Origin of the sequence: Paenibacillus sp. FSL L8-0435 (genome assembly GCF_037965655.1) — a bacterium.
Taxonomy (GTDB): domain Bacteria; phylum Bacillota; class Bacilli; order Paenibacillales; family Paenibacillaceae; genus Paenibacillus.
Genome location: NZ_CP150185.1, coordinates 2933166 through 2954104, shown reverse-complemented (window position 1 = coordinate 2954104; position 20939 = coordinate 2933166). Strand labels below are relative to the sequence as shown.

The 20939-nt window shown below is 44.6% G+C and carries 20 protein-coding genes; 5 read left to right on the top strand and 15 right to left on the bottom strand.

Going from position 1 to position 20939, the window contains the following annotated elements; all coding sequences use genetic code 11:
- Positions 1-28: 28 nt before the first annotated feature.
- The 5 genes from opuFB to NST33_RS13015 all read right to left on the bottom strand — a co-directional run bounded on the left by opuFB (position 29) and on the right by NST33_RS13015 (position 4744).
- Positions 29-1543, bottom strand: coding sequence for an osmoprotectant update ABC transporter permease/substrate-binding subunit OpuFB (gene opuFB, locus NST33_RS13035; protein WP_339308134.1), 1515 nt, complete (start codon positions 1541-1543; stop codon positions 29-31).
- Entirely contained in the window at positions 1536-2510 is a 975-nt protein-coding gene (locus NST33_RS13030) for an ABC transporter ATP-binding protein (RefSeq protein ID WP_339308132.1), read from the bottom strand. The genes opuFB and NST33_RS13030 overlap by 8 nt, the downstream gene beginning before the upstream one ends.
- A gap of 222 nt (positions 2511-2732) precedes the next feature.
- Positions 2733-3593 carry an ergot alkaloid biosynthesis protein gene (locus tag NST33_RS13025; protein ID WP_339308130.1) on the bottom strand — a complete coding sequence of 287 codons (861 nt, stop codon included), beginning with the start codon at positions 3591-3593 and terminating at the stop codon, positions 2733-2735.
- Entirely contained in the window at positions 3583-4146 is a 564-nt protein-coding gene (locus NST33_RS13020; protein WP_339308128.1) for a nuclear transport factor 2 family protein, read from the bottom strand. Before NST33_RS13020 ends, NST33_RS13025 begins: the two co-directional genes overlap by 11 nt.
- A 13-nt stretch (positions 4147-4159) precedes the next feature.
- Positions 4160-4744: a TetR/AcrR family transcriptional regulator gene (locus tag NST33_RS13015; RefSeq protein ID WP_339308126.1), complete on the bottom strand. Its 585-nt coding sequence runs from the start codon at positions 4742-4744 to the stop codon at positions 4160-4162.
- Positions 4745-4911: 167 nt separating this feature from the next.
- On the opposite strand from NST33_RS13015, the gene NST33_RS13010 reads away from it, so the two are divergent.
- A complete protein-coding gene (locus NST33_RS13010) occupies positions 4912-5274 on the top strand; it encodes an iron-sulfur cluster biosynthesis family protein (protein ID WP_221819572.1) in 363 nt (120 codons plus the stop codon).
- Between the two features lie 462 nt (positions 5275-5736).
- Complete coding sequence (locus NST33_RS13005; RefSeq protein ID WP_339308123.1) at positions 5737-6510, top strand: M15 family metallopeptidase; 774 nt, start codon at positions 5737-5739, stop codon at positions 6508-6510.
- Positions 6511-6644: 134 nt separating this feature from the next.
- On the opposite strand, the gene NST33_RS13000 is transcribed toward NST33_RS13005, so the two are convergent.
- Entirely contained in the window at positions 6645-6884 is a 240-nt protein-coding gene (locus NST33_RS13000; RefSeq protein ID WP_260632639.1) for a hypothetical protein, read from the bottom strand.
- Positions 6885-7014: 130 nt separating this feature from the next.
- Between NST33_RS13000 and NST33_RS12995 the strand changes: the two genes are divergently transcribed.
- On the top strand, positions 7015-7647 hold the full coding sequence (locus NST33_RS12995) for a nitroreductase family protein (RefSeq protein ID WP_076214767.1): 633 nt from the start codon (positions 7015-7017) through the stop codon (positions 7645-7647).
- A gap of 231 nt (positions 7648-7878) precedes the next feature.
- Here the strand turns inward: NST33_RS12995 and NST33_RS12990 are convergent, their stop codons facing one another.
- A complete protein-coding gene (locus NST33_RS12990) occupies positions 7879-9039 on the bottom strand; it encodes a leucine-rich repeat domain-containing protein (RefSeq protein ID WP_339308121.1) in 1161 nt (386 codons plus the stop codon).
- Between the two features lie 166 nt (positions 9040-9205).
- On the opposite strand from NST33_RS12990, the gene NST33_RS12985 reads away from it, so the two are divergent.
- Positions 9206-9664: a GyrI-like domain-containing protein gene (locus NST33_RS12985; protein ID WP_339308119.1), complete on the top strand. Its 459-nt coding sequence runs from the start codon at positions 9206-9208 to the stop codon at positions 9662-9664.
- Positions 9665-9982: 318 nt separating this feature from the next.
- On the opposite strand, the gene NST33_RS12980 is transcribed toward NST33_RS12985, so the two are convergent.
- The 3 genes from NST33_RS12980 to NST33_RS12970 form a co-directional block, all read right to left on the bottom strand.
- Positions 9983-11227, bottom strand: a complete 1245-nt coding sequence (locus tag NST33_RS12980; protein WP_221819576.1) for an aminopeptidase — start codon at positions 11225-11227, stop codon at positions 9983-9985.
- Positions 11228-11470: 243 nt separating this feature from the next.
- On the bottom strand, positions 11471-13063 hold the full coding sequence (locus NST33_RS12975) for an acyl--CoA ligase (RefSeq protein WP_221819577.1): 1593 nt from the start codon (positions 13061-13063) through the stop codon (positions 11471-11473).
- Positions 13064-13330: 267 nt separating this feature from the next.
- Complete coding sequence (locus NST33_RS12970) at positions 13331-14335, bottom strand: aldo/keto reductase (RefSeq protein ID WP_221819578.1); 1005 nt, start codon at positions 14333-14335, stop codon at positions 13331-13333.
- A 201-nt stretch (positions 14336-14536) separates the two neighbouring features.
- Here NST33_RS12970 and NST33_RS12965 point away from each other — a divergent pair, with 201 nt between their 5' ends.
- Positions 14537-15382, top strand: a complete 846-nt coding sequence (locus tag NST33_RS12965) for an AraC family transcriptional regulator (RefSeq protein ID WP_221819579.1) — start codon at positions 14537-14539, stop codon at positions 15380-15382.
- 69 nt (positions 15383-15451) lie between these two features.
- On the opposite strand, the gene NST33_RS12960 is transcribed toward NST33_RS12965, so the two are convergent.
- From NST33_RS12960 to NST33_RS12940, 5 genes are all read right to left on the bottom strand, one after another.
- Positions 15452-15850, bottom strand: a complete 399-nt coding sequence (locus NST33_RS12960; RefSeq protein ID WP_221819580.1) for an Asp23/Gls24 family envelope stress response protein — start codon at positions 15848-15850, stop codon at positions 15452-15454.
- 28 nt (positions 15851-15878) lie between these two features.
- Positions 15879-16958: an AI-2E family transporter gene (locus tag NST33_RS12955; RefSeq protein ID WP_221819581.1), complete on the bottom strand. Its 1080-nt coding sequence runs from the start codon at positions 16956-16958 to the stop codon at positions 15879-15881.
- 35 nt (positions 16959-16993) lie between these two features.
- Positions 16994-18451 (bottom strand): HAMP domain-containing sensor histidine kinase, encoded by a 1458-nt coding sequence (locus NST33_RS12950; RefSeq protein ID WP_221819582.1) that lies wholly within the window; start codon positions 18449-18451, stop codon positions 16994-16996.
- On the bottom strand, positions 18429-19136 hold the full coding sequence (locus NST33_RS12945; protein ID WP_221819583.1) for a response regulator transcription factor: 708 nt from the start codon (positions 19134-19136) through the stop codon (positions 18429-18431). The genes NST33_RS12950 and NST33_RS12945 overlap by 23 nt, the downstream gene beginning before the upstream one ends.
- A 234-nt stretch (positions 19137-19370) precedes the next feature.
- Positions 19371-20816: a 4-hydroxyphenylacetate 3-hydroxylase N-terminal domain-containing protein gene (locus tag NST33_RS12940; RefSeq protein WP_221819584.1), complete on the bottom strand. Its 1446-nt coding sequence runs from the start codon at positions 20814-20816 to the stop codon at positions 19371-19373.
- Between the last annotated feature and the right edge of the window lie 123 nt (positions 20817-20939).

Genomic DNA, 20939 nt, shown 5'->3' with positions numbered 1-20939 from the left:
GGTACATCTATTGCAGGGATGCCTGAAGTTACAACAATCCGGCCTGTTTAAGGTATTCTGCTGCAACCTGTTCAGGATTCTCGCCCTCTACGTTCACGTCATAGTTCATCTGACGCATCTCATCATCCGTAATTTTTCCAGCAAGCTGATTCAGCACCTCAACCAATTGTGGATATTGATCTGCCGTTTCTTGACGAAGCATCGGCGCACCTTGATACGGTGGGAATAACTCCTGATCATCCTCCAGCACAACGAGTTCATACTGTCTCAACTCACTGTCTGTGGAGTAAGCATCAACGAGATTGATATCTCCGCGCTGAAGAGCACCATAACGAAGCTTGGGTTCCATTGTTGCAACGTTCGGGAATTCAATCCCATACTTTTTCTGTATGCCAAGGTATCCGTCTTCCCGATCCGAGAATTCAAGTGTGAATCCTGCTTTGATCTGCTGCTCAACCGGTTTGAGATCCGAAATGGTCTTGAGATTGTATTGATCTGCGATGCTCTTTGGAACAGCCAACGTATACGTATTGTTGTAATCCATAGGGTTCAGAAGCACCATGTTGAACTGGCTCAGCATTCCATCTCTTGCCTGTTCGTACACCTCTGTCCGATCGGTGCTGACTGCTGTTTCCTTCATGAATTCGGAGATCGCTGTCCCGGTGAATTCGGGATAGATGTCAACATCACCTGACTTGAGTGCATTGAAAAGGAATGGCGTTTTGCCTAATCCGGGTTTTAGTTCAACGGTCAGGTCTGTATCTTTTTCAATTAGCAATTTGTACATATTAATGAGAATTTCGGGTTCCGCCCCCAATTTTCCGGAAATGACGAGATCCTTCTGTCCACCACGTGCCACGAAGGGAATGGTAATCACAAGTATCGCGATTATTGCCAGCGAACCAAGGGTAACCAGTGTTTTCTTAAAGGATAATCGTTGGAACTGACGCAATAGTACATCAAACAAAATCGCCAGCAAGGCGGCCGGAATGGCTCCAAGGATGATCAGTGCCGTATCGTTCCGATCAATGCCCAGCAAAATTAATGCACCCAAACCTCCTGCGCCGATCAAGGCAGCAAGCGTCGCCGTTCCTACAATAAGCACCATAGCGGTCCGAATTCCGGCCATAATGACAGGCATCGCCAGTGGCAGTTCCACTTTGATTAGACGTTGCCAACTATTCATGCCCATCGCATTCGCTGCTTCCACCATGGAAGGATCAACTTCGGATATGCCTGTGTACGTGTTGCGAAGTACAGGAAGCAGCGCATACACCACCAATGCAATAATTGCAGGAAGTGTTCCTATGCCGAATAACGGGATGAGCAATCCGAGAAGCGCCAAGGAAGGTATCGTCTGCAACACAGCCGTAACCCCAATAATCGGTTCAGCGACTTTTGGCTTGCGTGTCAAGTAAATACCAAGCGGAATAGCGATGAGGACAGCAAAGAACAAGGCGATAAATGAGATCTGAATATGTTCCAGCAGAGCAGACAACAACTGACCTTTGCGCTCACTGAACACCTCCGAGAATCTATTCATGTCCTTCACCTCGTTCCTGTAACTGACCAGACCAGTATTTCATCAGATCAACTCGACTGATCTCACCAATAACCTGGCGGTTACGTTCAACCAGCAGATGGTCATGGGAAGCCATGATATCAACTAACTCCATCAACGTAATGGATACAGGAACGGCAGTTTTGGCTGATTTAGGCACATGACCCGGTGAGAGTGGTGACATGATGGATTCGAGATCAAAATCAGATTGTGAACTTGTATCGGTGTTAGCACTTCCAACAAATTCACGTACGAAATCATTAGCTGGCTGTCGGATCAGTTCTTCCGGGGTGCCTACCTGCAAAACCTGTCCATCCTTCATAATGCAGATGCGATCCCCCAGCTTCATCGCTTCCTGAATATCATGGGTGACAAACACAATTGTTTTTTTCATCTGACGCTGGATATCCAGAATATCGTCCTGCAATTTCTCGCGGCTCATTGGGTCGAGTGCACTGAACGGTTCATCCATCAAAACTATCTCGGGATCGGCAGCGAGTGCACGCAATACACCAATTCTCTGCTGTTGTCCTCCGGATAACTCGGACGGTTTACGCTCACTGTACGTATCTCCGTGCAAACCCACCATGTCCAGTAACGTATGTACACGCTCCTTGATTTGATCTGACTTCCATTTTCGCAGTTCAGGAACAACTGCAATATTTTCGGCAATGGTCATATGCGGGAATAGTGCAATCTGTTGCAGCACATATCCGATATTCCAGCGCAATTCGTGAATGTTGTATTCATCGATTGGGCGTTCATTAATGCGCACGGTTCCATCTGTTCGCTCAATCAGGCGATTGATCATTTTGAGCATGGTGGTTTTGCCACATCCACTCGGACCAATCATGACAAACAGTTCTCCCTTGTTAATGTTGAGGTTAACCTGACGCAAAGCCGTTGTTCCATCAGGATATTGTTTCGATACATTTTCGAACTGAATCATTCGCTCTCTTCGCCCCTTTATCTAGGGCGTGTCTCAGACACGCCCTAACATTCATTCTCATCTATTTCCCCAAAAGTGAGTTCGTATAATCACTGCTTTCCGTAGTGACCCAGGTTAGAGAGAGATCCATATTCGAATCAACGATGTCAACATGCTGGCAGACATGCAAAAAGACGGGCACTAGGCACCGTCTTCTCATTGAATATGAAAATATTTCTTCCATTATTCCCATACTTCCATATGATTTAGAATAAATTGCTCGAATGAAATCGGGTTATTCCCCGTTAATTTTTTCACCGTATCCGTCCTTTGATCTTCTCTCCCCTCCTCCCGGATAGGCACATCCAGTCCTGCGAGGGCAGCAGCGTATTCTTCTGACATTCCTGCGCGAATCATGCTGTTCCTCAATTCATTATCGGACAAAGATTCATGCTGAATGGACTGACCCAGTACACGGCTCAAGACGTCTGCAACCTGTCCATAGGACAACGTCTCTGGCCCTGTAATGATATGCTCCGTATTATGAGGGACAACATCTGTCAGAGCATGGAAGGCCACCGCTGCGATATCATCTGCACTAACAAATCCAATTTTCCCGTCACCCGTAGCACTGTATATTTTCCCAAGTTGTTTCGTCGTCTCCCGATGTGGCCCCTCCGTAAAGTTCTCCATAAAATAGGAAGGCTGCAATACAGCCCACTCAGGAGCATGGGCTTTTAAATATTGATGTACTTTGCCAAAAATAGGACCATCCTCATCAATTGAAGCACTGCCAAGCAAGACAAATCGCTTAACGCCGTTCCACAATGCTTCCTTGATGAACGGAATCATGACGTCTTCTGGGGTCATGTCCATGACTGGCACAACAAGATACACCTGGTTCACATTTTTCAGCGCCGGCGCATATGTCTCGGAATCATACCAATCAAAATAGACATAATTATCGGCAGAACCAGAAAGAGATGTTTTCGTTCTTCCTGCCAAACGCACCGGATATTGATGCTTTTGAAGTATGGCCGCAACACGGCTTCCTGTTTTTCCATTAGCTCCCGTAATAAGTGTCAACGGTTTATCATTGATCATGCTTGTTTCCTCCTAAGTCCGATTCGAGTACGACCATCGGATTCCAATAGTCTTTATAATGTGTAATTTTTCCATTAGAGTGGCTCACTACAGAGATGTACGTTTGGTTGTATGGCTTGCCTGTAACTAATGAACGCCCTTTACAAGTAAATTCAGCCACAAACTGTTGTTTCGTGGAATCAGCCAAGATCACCGGTTCAGAAAACTGCTGAATTTCAATCATCCCCAGCAGATTATGAAGATGATTCTTAATTGCGGCTTTGCCTTCCAGTATCTGAGGGTATCCTGCTGGTGCGTATGGGAATTCGAAGATAGCTTCAGATGTATATAGCTCCAACCATTGTTCTAGTTTTCCCTCCAGTAGCAATTGAGTAAATCCTTGCATGATCCGATACGGTGTACTATTGCCCGCTTCCAACTGCTGAGATTGTGTCATCCTTATTTCCTCCTTCTGTTTGTTCGGCGCTTTTTCCAGACCAATCGGTCTATAATATTCAAAAAATAAACGCCCTAAGCGTTCATTTTCAAAAAAACGTAAAGAATTCTTACTCATATCATGTAAAACGTTAATCCATAGCCCTTAGGGTCATCTGTACAAAATCCCGCAGCGCTTCTGCACTTGCACCACTCTTCGCCGTAAAGGTCAATGAGAGTCGGGAATAATTTAGAAAACGGGCAAGTCCGGGCAAGTCTTCCTCTGTGTGCTTCAATTCGCCACTCCTTTGGCCTCGTAACAGTGCACTATGAAAAACATCTTCCATTTGTTGGTTAGTGGTTTGAATAAAGGCTGCGATTTCGTGATTTTGTGGTGCCTGTTCAACCGCGCTATTAATGATGAAACATTCATTACGACGTTCGTTGTCTGTCAACACGTTAACCGCTTCGTTGAACAACTCCGTCACGCCTTGCCTCACACTTGTGCATTCGTTTAATATTCTGATCCCCGCCTCTGTCTTCTGCTGAATATAGAATTTAAGAGCAGAGACAAATAAATCATGTTTAGTTCCGTAGGTGTCATACAGGCTTTGCCTCGCAATACCAAGTTCACTCAGCAGTAAGCTCAAAGATGTACCTTCATAACCGTACGCTCCAAATACAGACGTTGCTTTTCTTAGAACGGTCTCCGTGTCAAACTCCTTGGCTCTTCCCAATTTCAGACCTCACCTCCCTATTCATTAACTAAAGAATACCTTTTCCAGACTGATCAGTCAAGAAAATAAATGCTTTGATTTTTGCCAAAGTGGTATAATGGGAATAGAAGCTGAATGAATTCTTTTACCACTTACAACCATGACCACATATAAAGGAGTGTACCTATATGTATATTCAAATTACAGATTTGGCTGCAAAACGATTGACGGAAAGCCTGAATGACCAACTTGGATATTTCAAAGTGATCTATGACCTGGAAGGTTGCGGATGTAACGGAGTTATCGCTATTATCATTGTTGATGAACTTGCGGCTCTCGACGCGCAGATTGAAACCAATCTGGTTCCGTTCTATGTTGACCCGAAGCAGCAGCTAAACCTAGAACAACACATGAAGCTGGATACAGAAGAGAATTATCCTTCTTTCAAATTAAGCAGTGATTCTGGTGTGCTCAGCGCCAACGTTCGCGTTCGTGATACCCGTGCAGTAACTGCGGGAAACTCCGGTGGATCCGATGCTTGCATGTTGTAACACAGTTTCCAGCATACTTGAAGTAATCTAGTATTATCTCTCTTCACATCAAAAGCCGTTGCATCTAATGCAACGGCTTTTTTAACGTTCTTTTCCTTATATGCCTCTATCAGAGTTGCAAAAAAGACTCTATAAAAGATAAACTAAACATTTACACGAAACGGAGAGGACAGAAAGAACCTGAAGAAGCGAAGCGTTCGCCTAAAAGCTTTCTGTAAGAAAGCTGCATCGGAAGCATACGCTATCACAAGATTTTCACCATTATAAAATTGAATCAAAAAAATCAGGGGATAACAGCGATCGGAAGGTTGTTCTGTCATCGAAGTGGCAAGGTAAATATCCTCTAGTTAGATTTTATAGCAAACTTTGTTTACAACTCGGAAACAATTGGAGAACCTATGGATATAATCCTCTAGTATACTCGGTATATAGATTCATATATTCCGAGGAGGAACACACATCATGAAATCTTTCACTCGTAAATCCATCATATCTACAATTCTCGTAGGCTCTGTTGTAGCAGGTTCTGCTTTTACTACGTTTCCCATCACTTCAAGCCTGAATCCCATCGCGTCTGCGGCAAGCTCTAGCTTCACTCAATTTCTGCATGACAATGCACCTGGTCGTACGATCAAAACGATTAAAAATGTGGCAACTGTGACCAATGTGTCCAGTACAGTTGTACTTGTCAATAAAAAGAGAAATCTGCCTTCAACTTATACACCTCAAGATTTGGTTGTGCCTAATATTCCTTTTAGCTTCTCAGGCTCCAGTCCGAAGAAACAAATGCGTAAAGTGGCTGCAACAGCGCTAGAGAAACTATTTGCCGCTGCCAAAAAAGAAGGCATTGATATCAAAGCGGTGTCTGGCTATCGTTCTTATGCGACCCAGAAATCGATCTTTGACCGTAATGCCAGTATCAAAGGTGAAGCTGTTGCCAATAAAACAAGTGCTCGGCCAGGACAAAGCGAACATCAGACTGGTCTAGCTATGGATATCTCCAGCGCTTCGGCTGGTTATGATCTTCAGCAAAGCTTTGGCAACACCAAAGAAGGCAAATGGCTGAAAGCCAATGCCCACAAGTACGGTTTCATCATCCGTTATGGCAAAGATCAGGAGAAATTGACTGGTTACTCCTATGAGCCATGGCATGTACGTTATGTAGGGGTGTATATTGCTGGTGAGATTACCAACCAGAAACTTACGCTGGAGCAGTATTTGGAACGTGCCAAATAAGGCAGGTTTGAGCCCAAAGCCTAAACAGTTATTGGATTAGATAAAAGAAGCGTGACTATAGATAACATGACTGAAGGAGAAGATGGGGCCGCAACTGGCCCTCTTCTGCTTCAATTTTTCATTTACACACTTCATCATGTCCCAACGATTTTTCTGAAGACCAGTGGCAGTCTCTTCAGACCTTCTGTTCCAGCCCAAGAGCCTACTCCAGCCAGTATTGCATTTTGGCACAAATAAAGTGCGACATTGTACACGATGGGGCCTAGAATAATCTCCACTACTACAAAACGTTTTAACGTCGAAGATTGGATTACATATACCCGAAATTCATGAGGGTCATGTCCTCCCATATACCTTGCGATCAATGCTTTCATGAATCACCTCTAGTGTTTTATTTTAGCGTATGGCAGACAATCCTTGTCTTATTCTAAAATAATACTTACATAAAGTAACTAAGTGTGTTATAGTCAGTTTATAAATCATACATAAGCGAGGGAAACTACCATGAGTGAGTTGGAGAATCTGGTCAAAAACCGTAGATCGGCCGTTATTTTTGAAGAAGGAATTGAAATTTCGGATTCGGAACTGCAAGAAATGTTTGCCCTGAACAAATTTGCACCATCTGCCTTTAATCTGCAACACACGCACTATCTTGTGATTAAAGACGAGGAACAGAAAGAGAAAGTCTATGAAGCTTCCCAGCAATATAAGGTAAAAACAGCTTCTGCGGTCATCGTGGTACTGGGCGACGTCAACGCTCATCACCATATCCGCACGATTAACGAAGGCCTGCTGAACCTAGGCGCTCTTACTCCGTTCCAATACGAGCAGGAATCCCAAAGTGTCACCGAATTTTACGAATCTCGCGGCAGATTCTTCCAACGTGAGGATGCGATTCGCAATGCCAGCCTGTCTGCCATGCAATTGATGCTGATCGCTCAGGATCGCGGATGGGACACTTGTCCAATGATTGGCTTTGACTCGGAAGAACTGCAACGGAGTCTGGAAATCCCTAACCATTACGTACCGGTTATGCTGATCACCATCGGCAAAAAGTCGGAAGCCAAACAGCGCCCACGCGGTTACCGTAAACCGATTAACGAATATGTTAGCTTCAACAAAATGCACGCTGAATAACATATAATATAACAAATTATATAAGTTGAACTAACATTTACACTATAACGGAGAGGACAGAAAAAACCTGAAAAAGCGAAGCGTGCGCCTTTATCCCCGGATTTTCCCCTTTAGAAAAGGAATGGAATTAAAATCTGGGGATAACAGCGATTGGAAGGTTGTTCTGTCATCGTAGTGTCAGTGTAAATAATCTTTAGTTCAACACAGCAAAAAAGCCACGATCTCGTGGCTTTAATACGTTTCATAGATCAACGTATCCAACATGTGAAATTCATCGTCAAACTCCGCATATATGTACAGTCGACCAGCAGGTGTATCCCCCGCATCATAACCCAATCGGAAATATTGATCTCCCTGAAATTCTGCATCAGCCAAAATCAATGCATTGATATCTTCGTCCGGATGAGCCTCGGCAATGGTTTTAAGTGCCTGCTCACCTAGCATGTCCCACCGTTTCCACGTCTCTTCCATATATAGGGACAATATTTCCATCTCTGTCTTGGTTGAAACCTGTGCAGTGACTACCAGTTCTTTATCCTGAGTAAGTAAGCGCATCTGATAGTTGGACATCGAGACGTCATACTGAAACAACCCCATACCCGGAACTTCATGATTGGATTCAAACATTAGATTATCTGCATACTGCAGTCTTTCCAGCTTGGGATTAGCGCTATAATCCAACTCAGTTAATTTGTTCTCGGAACAGTACAACTCTTTTAGTTGCATGTTATGGCGAATATTCAGCTTGCTAATATGGTTGTTAAAACAACGGACACTCTCTAAAACCATATTTGAACGAAAATCCAACTGTTTGATATGGTTGTGGTTACAACGAAGTTCAATCAAGTTTGGACAACTTGTTACATCAAGTTCCAACATGTAATTGTTGGCGCAATCAAGTCGCCGCAGTTGCTTATTGTGTTCAAGTTCAAGTGAGAAAAGAGCGTTATAACTGCAACTAAGTTCCTCCAACTGCTCAAGGGGCTCCGAAGCCAGCTTCGACAACATATTCCAATGACACTCCACCGTTATAAGTTTGGAATTATGAGAAAGGTCTAATTTTCGAAGTCGATTAAAGCTGCAGTCCAGCACCTGCAATTCCGAATGGAGACTGAGGTCCAGTGTAAGAAGTTGATTCTCTCTGCAACGTAATATTCTCAGCTTGTGATTCTGAGCTAAATCCACACTTGTCAATTGATTATAGGCACAATCCAACTCTTGAAGATCCCTGAAATATTCAATTCCATCAAGATTGCTAATATTGTGATTGGAAAGTTGCAATATCTCAACCTCACAAACGTCACTCTCCTGAATGAAATCCCGCTGATCACAAAAACGTTCCAACACAACTTGCCTGAAATGTTCATCCGTGAAGGCATAAGTAATATCCATATCTGATACCTCCCCCTCTCGTTTTGTTCTATTGGAACAGTCTTCCAACATATTATCCCTATTCTATGAGGTTCGTCGCCGGGATTCAACAATTACCTAAGCAAATTCTTTTATACCATGTTAGCATCCAACATGTAAGAGAAAACCATATAGAGAGGTGATTTTCATGGAAATGGTTATCGAAAACCTTCCGTCATACCGTATCGCCTATGTTCGACAAGTTGGTCCTTACGGTCCAGCCAATGCTCAAGCGATGAATACGCTGAAACAATGGGCAGACAAAAAACAATTGCTTCATGAATCAGCAACATTACTGGGCATACCCCAAGACGACCCTACTACCACACCGCCCGAGAAATGTAGATATGATGCCTGTATTGTTATCACAGAATCTGAACGTCTGGAAGATGAGTTTGTTAAGATTGGCGAGTTAACAGGCGGAGATTATCTCATCTGTAAAGTGAAGCACACGGCAGAAGATATTCAGCATGCATGGAATGTGATCATCCCTCATTTACAAACAAGTGGTTATCGGATGGACAACAAGCCGGTTATAGAACGATATCGTTGGGAACTGCTCCATCAGCATTATTGCGAGATATGTGTGCCTGTGAAACCTGTGTAACCCATGTTACGAGGAAACGAAAAAAGTGACTTCAAGTTGAAGTCACTTTTTTATTCAGTAATATTACTGCTACTATTTAAGTTGAACTAATCATTTACACGATAACGGAGAGGACAGAAAAAACCTGAAAAAGCGAAGCGTGCGCCTAAAAGCTTTCTGAAAGAAAGCTGCATCGGAAGCATACGCTATCCCCGGATTTTCCCCTTCGGAAAAGGGAATCAAAAAAAATCTGGGGATAACAGCGATTGGAAGGTTATTCTGTCATCGTAGTGTCAGTGTAAATAATCTTTAGTTCAACTTATATAACTAGATTAGAAATTAAAATGCCCAGTTGCCTTTACGGAATACCGGCTCGATTGTACCATCCTGTAACTCACCATCGATATCCAGTTCAGCGGAACCGATCATGAAATCGACGTGAGTCAAGCTCACATTGCACTCATGCTTCAGCAACTCTTCGTTCGACATGGTTGTGCCATCTTTCATGTTGAATGGATACGCACTTCCCACAGCCAAGTGGCAAGATGCATTCTCATCAATACCCGTATTGTAGAAAATGCGATTCAGATTGGAGATCGGAGAGTCATGTGGTACGAGTGCGACCTCACCCAGATAACGTGCACCTTCATCAGTAGCAAACAGGTTCTTCAGATGCTCTTCACCAGATGCTGCCGTAAACGCTACAACCTGTCCATCCTTGAATGTGATTCTCATCTGGTCTACCAGTTGCCCGTTCAGGTTCAAAGGCATGGTGCTGCTAACATACCCATTCACTCCGCTGCGCTTAGGCATGGTGAATACTTCTTCAGTCGGCATATTGGCGACCGTGTATACACCTTGTTTATTTTCGCTACCACCGCCACCCCAGATGTGGTTGTGGACCAATTCAATGTTCAAGTCTGTACCTGGCGCACGGTAGTGCAGGCTCTTATAGTTCTTTTTGTTCAACAAGTCTCCCATTGCAGTCAAGGTATTCAGGTGCTCTCTCCAATTTTGTACAGCGTCTCCGCCATCTACACGGTTCATTTTAAAGATGGTTTCCCACATCACGTTGATTCGGTCTTCTTCCGGGATGTCGGCAAATACTTTGTTCGCCCAAGCCTTGGTCGGGGCCTTGATCAGACACCAGCTAATTTCATGGTTGCGTGTGTATTTGGCATATCCGCGACGTGCGTGTGCAGCTGCCTTGGTAGCACGGGAAACGCTATCGGAGTCAATTCCGTTATACAGTTCAGGATCTGGAACTTTGATCGTCAGGGTAGCGCCGCCTGCTGCTGCAAAATTCTCCATCATATCCGCTTTCCAGGCTGGATAATAGTCGAAGCTGTCATTGGAACCATGTTCAAAACGACTGCGGGTAATGTTGTCGTCATCAAAGTCCACCTGTACATAGTTTGCACCAGCCGCATAGGCTTTTTGCACAATCAGACGTGTAAATTCAAGCGTTTCGATCGGTGCAGTAACGAGCAGATCCTGTCCTTTTTGAATATTCACGCCAACTTTAACAACAAGTTCTGCGTATTGTTCCAATGACTTTTCAAAGGTTTGTTCAAATTGACTCATAGTTGTATTCACTCCATTTTAATATATTAATGGCATCGGTTTGGAAATTGACTTCGGATCTGTTGAGTGGCCGTTACAGCGAAGGATCGTTCTTTAGATCGTCGTTGTCTCCAAATTTTCTTCATCGTATTTTCAAAGGTTAAAATTTGGAGACAAATACGACCGCTATCGCTTCTGCAGAATCGATTCCTTCTCTTTCATTACGCAGGCTTAATATCTAAAATTTCATTTATACAAAACGATTTAACCATTACGTTTTTCTTGTTCACGTAACTCGATCCGGCGGATTTTACCAGAGTTGGTCTTTGGCAGATCCGTAACGAATTCGATCTTACGTGGATATTTATAAGGTGCTGTAATTTCTTTGACGTGGTGTTGCAATTCACGCATCAGTTCTGGTGAAGCCAGTGAATCATCTCGCAGTACAACAAATGCTTTAACAATATTGCCACGGATCTCATCCGGACTTGCAACCACCGCGCATTCCTTCACGCTGGCGTGTTTCATGAGTGCTTCTTCCACTTCGAATGGTCCAATCGTGTAACCCGAACTGATGATGATATCGTCACTGCGCCCTTCAAACCAGAAGTAACCTTCTTCGTCTTTACGTGCACGGTCCCCTGTTACAAAATAATCGCCACGCTGATTCGCTTCCTTCCGTCCCTCATCCTGATAATAGGCACGGAACAAGGCCGGCATCTCTTTGTGTACCGCTATATCTCCTACTTCACCCGGAGGAACAAGTTGTCCCTCTTCGTCAATAATTTCAATCAAGCCAGGTGTAATCGACTGACCCATGGAACCAATACGTACAGGCGCATCTTTGAGACTGCCGATTAACAACGTGCTCTCAGTCTGTCCATATCCATCCCGAATGGTCAGGTCGAAGTGACGCTGGAAGATTTCAATAACTTCCTGGTTGAGCGGTTCACCTGCTGAAACTGCACTGCGCAGATGAGACAGGTCATAATGTCCAAGATCATCGGCTTTGGCCATCAACCGATATTCCGTTGGGGTACAGCAAAGGACATTAATCTGATGTTCCTGCATCAGTTCCAGGTAACGCTTGGGCTGGAATGATCCATTGTAGACCAAGCCAGTCGCGCCTCTTCCGAGTACCGACAGGAACGGGCTCCAGATCCATTTTTGCCAGCCAGGTGCAGCCGTTGCCCATACGGTATCTGAAGGTTGAATATCCAGCCATAATGAAGAAGCAATCCGCAGGTGGGCATATCCCCAACCGTGGCTATGTACAACTCCTTTGGGATTACCTGTTGTACCCGAAGTATAAGCAAGGATAGCCGTATCATCACGGTGTGTTTCCACCGCAGCCATCTCATCGGGTTGATTCTGCATTAACTGATGCACATTGACCCAACCTTCAGCAGGTACGCTAACTTCTCCATTCGGTGATGCCACGATGCGATGTGCCAGTGACGGCAGATCCGCGTCCATTTTTTCTACTTCTGAGGTCGTCTCGGACCATACAATAACAGCCCGCGCCTCAGAGTGACGCAGACGATATTCCAGATCTTTTGCCCGTAACATCTCGGAGGAAGGAATAACGGCAATCCCCAGTTTCAGACAAGCGATATAAATGACATAGGCAATAATACGGCGTGGTACCATGACCAACACCCGATCACCCTTCTCTAGTCCAAGTTCACGCAATCCTCCAGCAAGACGATTCGCCTGCTTGAATAAATCACCATACGTGATCTCTTCCAATTCTCGTTGATCGCTGAGCCATCTAAGTGCAATCCGGTCTGATGGATGATTCTCCATCTCGGATGTCAGGTTATAGCTTTCAGGCGAAATCCACTGTTCAAAGTTCAAATGGAGCCTCTCCTTCGTAGTTCAATTGTATAGCTTCTATATATTATACCCTAAATCCTAGGACCAGGTGCTATGAACTAGGTTCATTCTGAAAAAATAAACATAGGTCAATTAATGAACTATTATAATAGATCTTATCCTATAAAGAAAATGACATATACAAAATGGCGCCTTCCTGATTGATCAGGTAGGCGCCATTTCATTTCTTCATTTATATTACATTAATTTTACCTAACTACAATTTTCACAACAGCTATACTGTGTATGTTACCACGGATAATTACCCATTCCGTCCAAAATGCTTTCGATCTCATTCAACTCTTCCGTTGTCAGGTCAGGTGCGCTGAGCGCAGCTACATTTTCTTCAATCTGGGACACACGGCTTGCACCAATCAATGCAGAAGTTACACGGTTACCACGCAAAATCCAGTTCAGAGCCAGTTGGGAGATCGTCTGCCCTCTTCGCTCGGCAACTGCCTGAAGCGCATCGAACTTGGCAATCCGTTCGTCTGTGTATGCTTCTTTTTTCAAATTGCCTGTTGGATTGGCTCGTTCTGCCTTGATCTTGTCAACATATTTATTCGTCAGCTGACCGCGGCCGAGCGGACAGAATGCAATTGAACCTACGCCCTGCTCATCCAGTACGTCCTGCAAACTGTCTTCAATCCAACGATTGAGCATCGAGTAGTTTGGCTGATGAACCAGACATGGCGTACCCAGACGACGGAGAATGGTTACCGCTTCTTGCGTCTGTTCTGCATTATAATTGGACAAGCCCACATACAGTGCTTTACCCTGCCGCACGATGTGATCCAGCGCCGTCATCGTTTCTTCCAATGGCGTGTCCGGATCTGGACGGTGATGATAGAAAATGTCCACATAATCCAGTCCCATCCGACCAAGACTTTGATCCAGACTGGCAATCAGGTTTTTGCGGGAGCCCCACTCGCCGTAAGGTCCACTCCACATGTGATAGCCTGCCTTCGACGAGATAAGCAGTTCATCCCGATAAGGACGCAGATGTTTTTTGTAAATCACACCAAAGTTCTCTTCGGCTGATCCTGGAGGTGGACCATAGTTATTCGCCAGATCGAAATGGTTAATTCCGAGATCGAAGGCACGCAAAATCATCTCTTCCTGAATATCCAATGTACGGTTGCCACCAAAGTTCTGCCATAAACCCAGCGCAATTTGCGGCAGTCTGATTCCGGATTTGCCTGAACGCACATATTTCATCTCATCATATCGTTGTTCGCTCGCAGTATAGGGCATCGTTATTCTCACTTTCCTGTAAGGTTTGTTGAATTCCTTTTCATCTTAGACATTTTCCTGGATAAACGATATGGCATTTCGCTATAATCATATGGAAAAATGATTGTTATCTATATATACTATTGTTATATTCTTAATATTTTCAGATATGTAGTATGTTAAAATGCAAGATGAGACGAAATCGTACAGGAGTGAATACCCTTGATTACGTATATGTTCAAAAACAATCATTTTCAGGAGCTTCAGCTCCTTCATTATGGCACGGAAGCCTGTACACCAGGTCACCACTTTGGCCCTGCCATGCGAGACTATTATAAAATTCATTATATTTTGAATGGCAAAGGCACCTTCGAAGTTGGTGGCAAAACGTATACCCTGCACAAAGGACAAGGATTTCTGATCGTTCCGCATTCCGTCGTGCATTACGAAGCAGATCAGGATGATCCATGGGAATACAGCTGGGTTGCTTTTCAAGGCAGCAATAGTTCTTCCTTTTTACAGCAAGCATGTCTGTCCGAGCATCACCCGATTTTTGAGTTGGGTAATGAGGATGACGAGATGCGATCCTGCCTGCACCGAATGATCAATTCCCGCAATACCCACAAAGGCTGGGAGATTAGCATGACTGGTTTGCTGTATCAATTCTTCTCTATTTTGATTGATCAGGCTAATTCAGAGCATCTTCAACCCATGCAGGATTATTCGAAGGAAACGTATGTAACGCAGGTAATGGACTTCATTGAAATGAACTATGCCAATGCCATTACCGTTCAGTCCATCGCGGCCCATGTCGGTTTGCAGCGCAGTTATCTGTGCTCTCTGTTCAAGGACCAGATGGGAAGCAGTATTCAGTCTTATCTGGTCCATTATCGGATGCGCAGGGCAGCCGAACTAACGCTTGATCCCGGTCTGACCATTGGTGATATTGCCCGTTCTGTGGGCTATACGGATCAATTGCTTTTCTCCAAAATGTTCAAAAAAGTGATGGGCGAAGCGCCCACCTATTATCGCAAACATAAAACAACACCCTCCCAGTTAAGTTGTTAATTGGGAAGGTGCTGTTTGTGCCAATCGTTTATCCTTACAGTCGTGATTCCTTACATTCTTTTCATTTGTTTATACCATCTCCGGCATGGATATGCCAACAACTTGCACTTTGATTTCATTGACCATGACGCCGGCTAATTGTTCTACAGCCTGTTGAACATTATGTTGAAGTTCACGGCAAACCTCGTGCATCTTGTTGCCATATTGAATATTAATTCGCAGCTGGATGGTTGCCTGATCGTCTTTGACGTGTACGTCAATCCCTTTTTGCAGACTCTTGCCGCTGATACTCTTGGCAATCCCTTCAGTCAGTCCAACGGACATGGAGGATACGCCAGCCGTTGATTGAGCGGCCATCCCCACGATCTTGGATAACACATCGTTCGAGATGTGAATGGTACCCATTTGAACAGATTGAGGTGCGATATATTCAGGTTCGTTGTATTGTTTTTCGATAATTTCAGACATGTGCTCCACTCCTTCGAATAATTAAATTCTATGCATTCTGCCATTTGTCCTTGAAGAACATGTTATAGATTCGAACCAAAAGAATTTTAACGATCATATAAACCGGGATAATAATCAGGATGGCAATAATTCCACCCAAGTCCCCTGCACCTAATACCAAAATGATGGTCGTGAGCGGGTGAATATCGAGCTTTTTGCCGAATACGTACGGTGCAACCAGGTTGTCCTGAATCTGCTGAGCGACAAGAATAATAATCAGGGACCAGATGGCAACCGATGGTGAGACCACTAGACCCATGATCACAATAGGCACGGACGACACAATCGCTCCGATAAACGGAACAAAGTTCATAATAACCGCGATCACCGTGAGCAGTAATGCGTACGGCAGTCCAATGATGAGGAAACCGATATACATCAGTACACCCAGTGCCAGATTGACCAAAACTCTTCCCACAATAAAACCACTCAGCGCCTGATCAATCTCAATTACGACTTCACGGCTGTCATTTTGGAAACGTTTTGGAGCGATATGTGCCAATTTACGTCCAAATTTCTCGCCTTGTAACAGCATATAGAACAAAAGGATTGGTAGTGTAAACAAGATGATCGCAAAACTGGAAACAAGTGAGAAAAATCCACTTACATAGTTAGTTACAAAGTTAAATCCTTTGTTGATATACTCCGTGATCTGGGAGAAAGGTGTCGAGCCCTCAGGGAACAAGGCCTGAATGGCACCATTCTGCTCCAGCTCTCTCAGCTGTTCACTTAATGAATTGATCAGATTCGGCGCGTTATCAACCAGATTGATCAGTTGCTCACGTAACGATGGCCATAACCCAATGATGAAGAACACTCCCAGAATAGCAATAACCAGATAGATTAGCAAAATACTTAGCGTGCGATTTATTTTCTTTTTCTCCATATAATTCACAAGCGGTCGAAGCAGATAATAAAAGAACACCGACAACATCATCGGCACGGTAATGACCGTGATCATGGTGACGAGCGGCTGAAAGATGAAGCTCACACGTGATAATAAATAGATATTAACCAATATCAGCGCCAGTGCAATACTGAACCGGACAAACGTATTTACTTTGAACAAAATATTTCCCTCCACATGGACATTTCTTCTCTTGTTTAATTTGGAATCTCAATGGTAAACACGGTGGTCTCTCGCCCACGCCGGGAAAGGATCAGCCGTCCGCCCATTTTCTCCGTATTACGTCGTGCGATGGACAAACCAAGTCCGGTGCCTCCGGTCGCTGTCCGCGCCTCATCCCCTCGTACAAACGGGTCAAAGATCGTTGACCATAGTTCTTGAGGTATGCCGACTCCGTTATCTGCCACCTCTATCACCACATGGGTATGAAGCGGAATGAGTTCGACGCGCAGTTCGGTCCCGATTGGATTATAAGACAGAGCATTGGTAATCAGATTCTGGATGACTCTGGATAACAGCTCCGGATCGTACCTCGCGTAGATCACCTCATCAGGAACAAGGACATGAAGGACAAACTGTTTCTGTTCAATCTCCCCATAGGTATCTGCCATAATCTCGCGCAGGAATTCTCCAATCTCTCTTCTCTGAATATGCATGCGAAAATCGGGCGAATCCACCTTAAGCAACTCCAGCATATTCTGTATCATGCGTGCAACTTGAACAGATTTGTTATAGATGTATCCCAGATATCTTTGCTGCCTGTCCTTGTCCTCTCCACGTCCTTCCACCAGAGCCTGAGCGTACCCCTGTATGGATGTTATCGGTGTCTTCAGATCATGTGATAAATCTACAATCAGTCGCTGCTTGCTCTCTTCGGCGTAACGCTTCTCCGCAGAGGTGTTCTCAATGACATCCGCCATGTAGTTGAAGGTCTCACCTATCTGAACAAATTCCCTCTCGGCTGAGATCGACATCCGCGTACTATAATTCCCCTGTATCATCTGCGTAAGACCCGAGGAGAGGATGCTGAGTGGTTTTTTGATTCTCCGTGCGACCCAGTAGCTGTAGACAAAGATCAACAATAAAACCAAACCGATGCCAATCATAATGTAAAAGGATAATGGATGTTTCAGATTGGTAATCAACTGATTATCATTTATTCGCACGCTGACCAGATCACGCGGGATTTTGAGCAGTACATACGCTGCCGCTCCTTCTGTCGAGAGAGGAGTGATCGAATAATAGTATTCCTGGTCACTCCGATTTTCCAGTCCATCATACAGATCGGCTTCACTGTATTGGGTGAACGCATCTTGCTTGTCTCCCACATGACGAATGACATTGCGATTCGCATCCAGAATCTCAATCCAGCCACCGCTGTCCTTGAGACGTTGAATCTCTGTGTCTTTGCCTTTCGACACCGAACCTCCACCGGAGTAAAATTCGTTCTCCAGCTCTTCCACATACACGTGGGCTTCAACATTCAGATCGGGATCAACTACCTGATCCGAAATGCGAAAATCCACGACATCCAGTGAAACCATAAGGTACACAATCAATACCAGTAACAGCAAAAAGAAGTTGAACAGCAAGAAATCCAGTGTCAGGGATGTCTGCAGCAGTCGCTTTTCTCTAGCTTTCCATGGGCGCTTCAATTTTGTATCCCAGTCCCCTTATCGTTTTGAGATATTCCGGTTGTCTGGAGTCACGCTCGATCTTCTCCCGAATGTTGCTGATATGTACCATAATCGTGCTGTCCTCGTGCGCATAATAATCGCCCCAGACCGCTTCGTATATTTTTTTACGGGTGAACACTCGGCCAGGTTGATCAAGCAACAATTCCATAATTTTATACTCTGTAGAGGTTAATGTTACAGGACTTCCTGAACGAAAAAGGATACATTGGGATCGATCCAGCATCAGATCACCTAAAACCAGATTCTGTTCTTTCGCTGCGGGGATCTCCGTTGCATCAAAATGATTGACTCTTCTGAGCAACGCCTCTACTCTGGCGACAATCTCAAGCGGGTTGAATGGCTTCGCGATATAATCATCTGCCCCAAGTCCCAATCCAAGGATTTTATCGTGATCCTGACTTTTAGCAGATAGGAACAGTACAGGCATGTGATATGTGGCTCTGATCTGTTTGATCAACTGCAATCCATCCATTACAGGCATCATGATGTCCAGTATGACCAGATCGATCTGTGTTGAACGTATGCATTGTAATGCCTCGGCTCCATTCACCGCAGTCTTAATGGTATAGTCCTTCTCCAGATATAGTTGAAGCAGTTCAACAATCTCTGGTTCGTCATCTGCAATCAATACGGTGTATCTCATGTTATTCCTCTCATTTCCTATACTCTATGCCTATCTCTACATTATTACTATATACTACGTCTCTTAATTCAACCTAAATCATTTCTAAAGATAATCTAAATAAATAGAAATAGAGCCCTGGCTCAGGCCAAGGCATTAACTAAAATAGGGCTGTTTTCAGCCTACATTCAAGCTTTTCGTTCTTCATTCAGGCTTTTCAATCTTCATTCGGAGCATTTGTATTAGATCATCAGATCAGTCCTTAAGCGAACGTAGCCACGGCTCCACTTTTCCGAATAAACGTTCCTTGTCATACTGCACATATTGGTTCGCCCGATTGCGCACAGGATCACCCGCGTAGAAACGTTCATACAGATCATGCCTTGCTCCGAGTGGACTTCCGGTCAGCTCCCATGCGAGTTGAAAGAGTCGAATCTTCTCCGGGGCTTGCATCGTTACTCCACCAAGATATTTGCCAATCATGGAACCCATCATTTCATTCATTTCAAACGTACCCGAAGGAATCTGAATCAGACCACCCGCAGCAATGGTCTTCAAAATCTCCACCGCGCGGGGATAATAGCGATTGCCCAGATTACGTGCGGTTTCAATATATTTGAATTCCGGCAGCCAGTTGCCCAATGCGTCCGGCTTGGACTGTGCTTCAGCAGCAATAATCAGTCCCTCGATGGTTTGCATCTGACTGATCAGCTCTCCAAGTTGTTCCTGCACATTCAGGAAAGAGTCCACCCCGATCTCCTTGGCAATGGATGAGGTCACGGCTGTAATGAACTCCAGTTTCGAGTGTAATCGAATGACACTCTGATGATAGGCCAGACTGGCAGAAGCTGTATTGCAGCGAATCTGCCATACGGCTTCTGGGTTATTGTGCAGTAATACACGTTCCCAGGGCACAAATACATCGTCAAAAAATAATACAGCATCCATCTCATCATACTGCGCACTGAGTGGATGTGATTTATCTGTATCTTTTGTGGCAAAAGATTCACGACACATCATGTGCAAGCCCGGACTGTCCGCGGCTACGATTACCATATGGGCCAGCTCTGGCAGGTGGCCTGGAATTCGTTGAACGGGATAAGCAATGATATCATCCGTATAAGGCGCTGCTGTTGCCACCATTTTGGCCCCGCGTATCACAACGCCCTCCGTATTCCTTTTGACAATTCGCAGCATGGCATCCTCATCTTCTCCAACAGGCAAGGAACGATTAATCTGTGGGTCCCGCTGGACAATTGTCAGGAATGCATCGTTTCGTTTGGCTTGGGCAAAATAATCCGATATTTTGTCTGCAAATGCCGGGTCATGCGCTGTCATCTCATGTCGTGTTGCATACCAACCCGTCAGCCTGGATCGGGCATAATCAGACAATCGGCTCATCACCCCATACGTCCGATCGGCCCACAGCCGAAAAGCATCCGCCCTGCTCTTCACGTCAGGAACTGAACGAGGCACAAGAAAAGAGCGATGCACGTAACTTCCCGTCTGTTCGTCCCAATAGGCCACGGTTTCCCTTGTCTCCGGGTCATCCACCAGATTGAACAAACCTTCTATGGTTTGAAGTGTTCCCTGAAAGGCCTGATGCCCAGTTACCTGGATACGCTCTCCGTCCAGCCATACATTCCGCTCATCATTCAAACGTTGAATGTAAGCTTGTCCACGAGACATCGTGATACTCATGATATGTCCTCCCTCTCAGGCACCGGCCTGACATTTCTGTAACTCCATCCTTCTAACTGCTTGAGAAACTATGTAATGATACATTCTGTATCTAATGAAATAGTACTGTGCCTTAGCTAGAAA

What these genes read in the sequence shown, in the direction of transcription:
- NST33_RS12960 (WP_221819580.1), bottom strand. Translation starts at nt 15,850, where the DNA reads ATGTCTGAAATTATCGAAAAACAATACAACGAACCTGAATATATCGCA.
- NST33_RS12970 (WP_221819578.1), bottom strand. Translation starts at nt 14,335, where the DNA reads ATGCCCTATACTGCGAGCGAACAACGATATGATGAGATGAAATATGTG.
- NST33_RS13000 (WP_260632639.1), bottom strand. Translation starts at nt 6,884, where the DNA reads ATGAAAGCATTGATCGCAAGGTATATGGGAGGACATGACCCTCATGAA.
- NST33_RS12990 (WP_339308121.1), bottom strand. Translation starts at nt 9,039, where the DNA reads ATGGATATTACTTATGCCTTCACGGATGAACATTTCAGGCAAGTTGTG.
- NST33_RS12980 (WP_221819576.1), bottom strand. Translation starts at nt 11,227, where the DNA reads ATGAGTCAATTTGAACAAACCTTTGAAAAGTCATTGGAACAATACGCA.
- NST33_RS13010 (WP_221819572.1), top strand. Translation starts at nt 4,912, where the DNA reads ATGTATATTCAAATTACAGATTTGGCTGCAAAACGATTGACGGAAAGC.
- NST33_RS13025 (WP_339308130.1), bottom strand. Translation starts at nt 3,593, where the DNA reads ATGATCAATGATAAACCGTTGACACTTATTACGGGAGCTAATGGAAAA.
- NST33_RS12940 (WP_221819584.1), bottom strand. Translation starts at nt 20,816, where the DNA reads ATGAGTATCACGATGTCTCGTGGACAAGCTTACATTCAACGTTTGAAT.
- NST33_RS12985 (WP_339308119.1), top strand. Translation starts at nt 9,206, where the DNA reads ATGGAAATGGTTATCGAAAACCTTCCGTCATACCGTATCGCCTATGTT.
- NST33_RS13030 (WP_339308132.1), bottom strand. Translation starts at nt 2,510, where the DNA reads ATGATTCAGTTCGAAAATGTATCGAAACAATATCCTGATGGAACAACG.
- opuFB (WP_339308134.1), bottom strand. Translation starts at nt 1,543, where the DNA reads ATGAATAGATTCTCGGAGGTGTTCAGTGAGCGCAAAGGTCAGTTGTTG.
- NST33_RS12945 (WP_221819583.1), bottom strand. Translation starts at nt 19,136, where the DNA reads ATGAGATACACCGTATTGATTGCAGATGACGAACCAGAGATTGTTGAA.
- NST33_RS13020 (WP_339308128.1), bottom strand. Translation starts at nt 4,146, where the DNA reads ATGAGTAAGAATTCTTTACGTTTTTTTGAAAATGAACGCTTAGGGCGT.
- NST33_RS12995 (WP_076214767.1), top strand. Translation starts at nt 7,015, where the DNA reads ATGAGTGAGTTGGAGAATCTGGTCAAAAACCGTAGATCGGCCGTTATT.
- NST33_RS13005 (WP_339308123.1), top strand. Translation starts at nt 5,737, where the DNA reads ATGAAATCTTTCACTCGTAAATCCATCATATCTACAATTCTCGTAGGC.